Origin of the sequence: Variovorax rhizosphaerae (genome assembly GCF_037889975.1) — a bacterium.
Lineage (GTDB): Bacteria > Pseudomonadota > Gammaproteobacteria > Burkholderiales > Burkholderiaceae_C > Variovorax > Variovorax rhizosphaerae.
On record NZ_JBBKZT010000083.1, the window covers coordinates 1 to 4,679 of the forward strand.

4 protein-coding genes are annotated in these 4,679 nt (G+C 62.7%); 1 reads left to right on the forward strand and 3 read right to left on the reverse strand.

The annotated features are described in order from the left end of the window. Positions 1–80 precede the first annotated feature (80 nt). The 3 genes from WKW82_RS40220 to WKW82_RS40230 all read right to left on the reverse strand — a co-directional run bounded on the left by WKW82_RS40220 (position 81) and on the right by WKW82_RS40230 (position 2,573). Positions 81–473 (reverse strand): hypothetical protein, encoded by a 393-nt coding sequence (locus WKW82_RS40220; protein ID WP_340348800.1) that lies wholly within the window; start codon positions 471–473, stop codon positions 81–83. 223 nt (positions 474–696) lie between these two features. Then, a complete protein-coding gene (locus tag WKW82_RS40225; RefSeq protein WP_340348801.1) occupies positions 697–1,689 on the reverse strand; it encodes a hypothetical protein in 993 nt (330 codons plus the stop codon). Further along, positions 1,689–2,573, reverse strand: coding sequence for a tyrosine-type recombinase/integrase (locus WKW82_RS40230; RefSeq protein WP_340348803.1), 885 nt, complete (start codon positions 2,571–2,573; stop codon positions 1,689–1,691). The genes WKW82_RS40225 and WKW82_RS40230 overlap by 1 nt, the downstream gene beginning before the upstream one ends. Positions 2,574–3,231: 658 nt before the next feature. Between WKW82_RS40230 and WKW82_RS40235 the strand changes: the two genes are divergently transcribed. Next, on the forward strand, positions 3,232–4,679 hold a 1,448-nt coding region (locus tag WKW82_RS40235; protein ID WP_340348802.1), incomplete at its 3' end, for an autotransporter-associated beta strand repeat-containing protein.

A 4,679-nucleotide genomic window follows, 5' to 3' on the forward strand; every position in this document is an offset into this window, starting at 1 on the left:
GCCTGAAAAGCGAACAGGAAATGCAACCAAATCAAGAACTTGCGAACGAAGGCCGGCGCCAGCGCTAGCTCCGCGCACCGTCAGTCTGTGCACCGAAAACGAGTAGACCCCCGATCAGGCCGCTGAAGTCGTATAGGTTTGTCCTGCTGCCCCGTGACGTGCGCCGCTCGATGCGCTTGATAAAGCTCGCCGCTTCCATGGCTGCGATGCGCTTCTGCACGGTGCGCGGGTCGACGCCAATGGCGGCCGCGATCGTCGTTTTCGACGGATGGGGCAGGTTGCCCCGGTTCCCACCAATAGGCCGCGAGCTGCAGGATGATGTTGACGTCCAGCGAAGTCAGGCCCAGGGCCCGCTGGCGTTGGAATAGAACATTGGGGATTCCCGTCCAGCCTGAAGCGGCAAGGGCGGTCCCCCATTTCTGTTCAATCTTGCGGTCGGTGGCGACCGGCTTCAGTGGCGCTTTTGCTGTCACATCAAACCTTTCCTTCCCGTCAGTATGGGTGGCGGCAGGGTGGGGGCGCAATAACCGAAGCGGGTTGTCCGGGGGACCTCCCCGCCTCCCCCCCTATGATCTGCTGTGTATTGCGTCACTGGGTGTAGATGTCCCAGCGTCTACTTAGCAGGGCCTAATAGCCTCCCTCCCGTGCGGCCTGAAGGTCTCCCCGGGAGGAACCACAGGCCCTCCGGGGCCCTTACTAAAAGGGCAGATCGTCATCCATGTCGGACGTGAGCTTTGGCAACGCACCGGCTGGCAGCGGCAGGCTAGTCACGATGAACAGATTGAGGATGTCCTCGCGATCCATGAACATGATCTGACTTCTTTTGCTGGCGTCAAGCTTGCCGCCGAGCCAGTTACGCGCCTGCTTTGTGATGTCGCCGCCGGCGACGATGAAGGCATGGTCAACGAGAGCGCGCTTGCTGGTCTCGGGATCGAAGATTTCATGCCCGAGCATCATCAAGACCTGGTTGTAGATCTCTGCCATGTTGGCGTTGTCGCCCTTGGTTACGCCCGAGGCATCAAGCTTGCCCCTCTTCGCCTGAATGCCGAAGTAAAGGACGTGCTGCGTCGGCAGGGTGAATTTCATCCAGACATCCTTACCGTACTCGAGCGCCTTGTCTTTGTGGCCTGCAGCGGTGACGCGGTGAAAGCCCATCTGGCGAAACAGCGGCAAAAGCACTTCTTCGATCAAATCGTCCTCGGATGCGGCGGTCAAGTAAGCGGTGAGCTGCTCGCGCCGCTTCAGCTCCGTCGTCGAGAAGGGTCGATGCGGGTTTGGCTGCGTGGCGATGATGTTGGTTGCGATGTGCCGCAAATAGCACTGTTTGTCGTCGGCATAGAACGGCTCGAAGCCTTCGCGCGTCAGCGCTGTCGTGAGCATGGCGAGCGCTCCGGGACGTTGCGCACTCTCATTGAGTGCATTGCCTTGATCCATCAGCGTACGGATAACGCGGCCAAAAGCGGTGGGTGGCGTTTGCGCGTTGGGATGTGGCTCGGCCAAGATTGACTTCAGGGTGTCGGCAACCCATATATTGCGCGTGGAACCGTCGTGCGCGAAGTCGGTGTCGCAGTCATAAAAAAACTCGGTCAGGCGACTGCTGCTGCGGTACTGGAAAAAGCTCTTTTCTTCCGGGAAGTTGCCGCAGATCATGTCGGCGATCTGCATAAGTGTGCGCTGCTTGAATTCCATCAGTAAGCCACCTTGAACGTCGGGCTGTCGGCCGGCTTGGTCCTGCGATGATCGTAGATGCGCGTCGTCGCAATGTTGGCGTGGCCTAGCCACTCCTGCACCTTGGCGAGATCGGCCGCATGATCGAGCGCGTTAGTCGCGGCCGTCGCGCGCAACGCATGCGCGCCGACCTGGAAACCGAGCGCGCCGGAGTAGCTGCGCACGAGCTTGTAAACCGCATCGGCTGTCATGGCGTTGCCGGCCCCCCGGTCACGGCCGCGATGCAACGGCCGAAAGAGAGCGCCAACGCTGTCCCCGCCATGGCCTGCCGCCTCAAGGTAGTCCGCGATCAGCCCACCAGCGGCCGGATGCAGCGGCACATAGCGCGTCTTGCCGCCCTTGCCGGACACGCGCAGATGCGCGACACCGCGCCGCTCGTGGCGGGCGTCCTTCACGGTCAGTCGGCATAGCTCTTCTCGCCGCAGCGCGTGATAGAGCAGGGTTGCAAGGATGGCCTGGTCGCGCTTGGCTTTCACGTTGTCACCGCTCGGTGCCGCCAGTAGCTTGCGCGCCTGGTGATCGCCGAGCGCCGGGGTCTTGCCCTCGTGGCTATCGGCCTGCGGCCGCTGCACGCCCTTGACGGGGTTGTGCGTGACCGCGTTTTTGTCGCACAGGTACTCGAACAGTGACGACAGCGCTGCCAGGCGGTGGCGGATCGTGTTGCCGCTCAACTCGCGCCCCTTGAGGTCATCGCGCCAGGCGATGACATGCGCACGCGTGACGACCCGGAACTCGTCGGCCTGGTGGATGCCGACGAAACCCATGAAGTCGGCCATCGCGTTTTTGTAAGCACGCCGCGTTGCGGCGCTGCCGATGTTGGCGAACCATTCAGCCGTGTGCGGCACGTTGGCCAAGGTGTTGGAACTGGGCAGCCGTCAGAAGGCGGCCGGGGGTCGTCGGCAAGGCTGGGAGAGGGCCGTTGATCATGGAGCGGATTTTATTATTGATAAAATATGTTATCAATAATAACTCGCCCGTCCCGTTTTTTGCCCCAGTCCCCAGGCATGCGCAGCCCCTTCCCGCGATCCGCACGTGAAGGACGTTCGACTCCGAACACCGCTGAGTTTGCCCGGCTCCTGACCACCGTCGGATCGGTTAGCTTCTGAAAGAGCTGACCTTGGCACCTTTCCCGTCGCAGGGCCGGTGTACCTCGAAACTTGAACTCCGATTGCACGTCAGGTGCAACAGCCAACGAAATTGCGTTGAACAATCGGGACGTTCGGAGTTCGATTCACGCGCTTTACAAGACCGAGACCCGATCGTTAGACTGCCGTCGGCGTGGATGTTGCCATCCCGACTTTTCATCGGATCTGCTTGAGCAAGCTCAGGGCGGAGCCGGAAGCGCGCGGGGAGAAGCGCGGCACGTTCTCTGCGAAGTGAGGACGCGAACCGGCGCCGAAGGGCCACCATTCGAGGACGATGACGATGAAATGTTCCCGGGACTCCACCACGCGACCCCTGGGTCTTGTGGCCGCGCTGTTGACCACGGGCGGATTCGGCGCCGTGCAAGCCCAGTCCTCCGAGTGGACGGGCGCGACATCCTCCGACTGGTCCGAGGCAAGAAACTGGCTTGGAGGAATTCCCACAACGGACAGCATCGCCACCATCAATGTCGCTTCTCCGCACTCGACGCTCATCCAGATCTCCAATGCCACGGCAGGGGACGTAGCTGTCGGTCAAGGTCAAAACAGCGTCGGTCTCCTCGCAATAGAGAGTGGAAAAAGCCTGACGAACTTCGGAAGCGTGGTGGGCAATCTGGCGGGTTCCAGGGGAGCAGTGACCATCTCCGGCAGCGGCTCTACATGGACCAACACGGCAGACATCACGGTCGGCACCCAGGGAACGGCGATGGGAAGCGTCACAGTGCGCAACGGAGGCTCGCTCATCTCCAACGGCGGTGCCATTGGCCAGTTGGCTGGATCAGACGGTCGCGTGACCATCCAGGGGTACGGGTCCACGTGGACCGACAAGGTGGGGGTGCTCGTTGGAATTGGCGGCCGCGGCACGCTGACGGTGTCCGACGGCGGTGTCGTCAACGCTCCGATCACGATTGCCAAGAATGCCGGTTCCATCGGCACACTGAACATCGGTTCGGCCGTTGGCGATCCCGTAATCCTCGGTCCCGGAACGATCAGCGCGACGAGCGTCGCGTTCGGCGCCGGAACGGGGACGCTGGTCTTCAACCACAACGCGGGCAGCTATGCATTCGCGCCCTCCATCACCGGGAAAGGTTCCGTCCAGGTGCTTTCGGGCTCGACAACGCTGACTGCCGTCAACAGCTACAGCGGTGGCACGACGATCGCCGCTGGCACGCTGCGCGTGGGCAACGACAGCGCGCTCGGCACAGGCGGCGTGTCGCTGGCTGGCACCGGCATGCTGGGCTTCGACAGCAGCCGTACAGTGGCCAATCCTGTGACTCTGAATGGCCGTCCTTCCATCGACGTATCGGCGGGCCAGAGTGCGATCCTGTCCGGCGCCATCAGTGACGGCCCGGCCGCCGGCATGCTCGTCAAGACCGGCCCGGGTACCCTGATGCTGACTAACGCCTCCACGCAAGGTGCCGGCGCGACCATCGACGCGGGCACGCTTCAGATCGGCAATGGCGTCGCCTCGGGCAGCATCACCGGCAACGTGGCCAACAACGGTACGCTGGTCTTCGACCGGCCAGACGCCATCGTCTACACCGGGGTCATCAGCGGCCCGGGCGCCCTGACCCAGGCGGGCACCGGCACGCTGACGGTCACGGGCGCCAGTTCCTATTCCGGAACCACGACCATCAGCAGGGGCACCTTGCAGGTCGGAGCCGGTGGCGCCAGCGGCACCATATCGGGGAACATCGTCAACAACGGTACGCTGGTCTTCGACCGGCCAGACGCCATCGTCTACACCGGGGTCATCAGCGGCCCGGGCGCCCTGACCCAGGCGGGCACCGGCACGCTGACGGTCACGGG

Coding starts and splice junctions, on each gene's coding strand:
- WKW82_RS40225 (WP_340348801.1), bottom strand. CDS start 1,689: ATGGAATTCAAGCAGCGCACACTTATGCAGATCGCCGACATGATCTGC.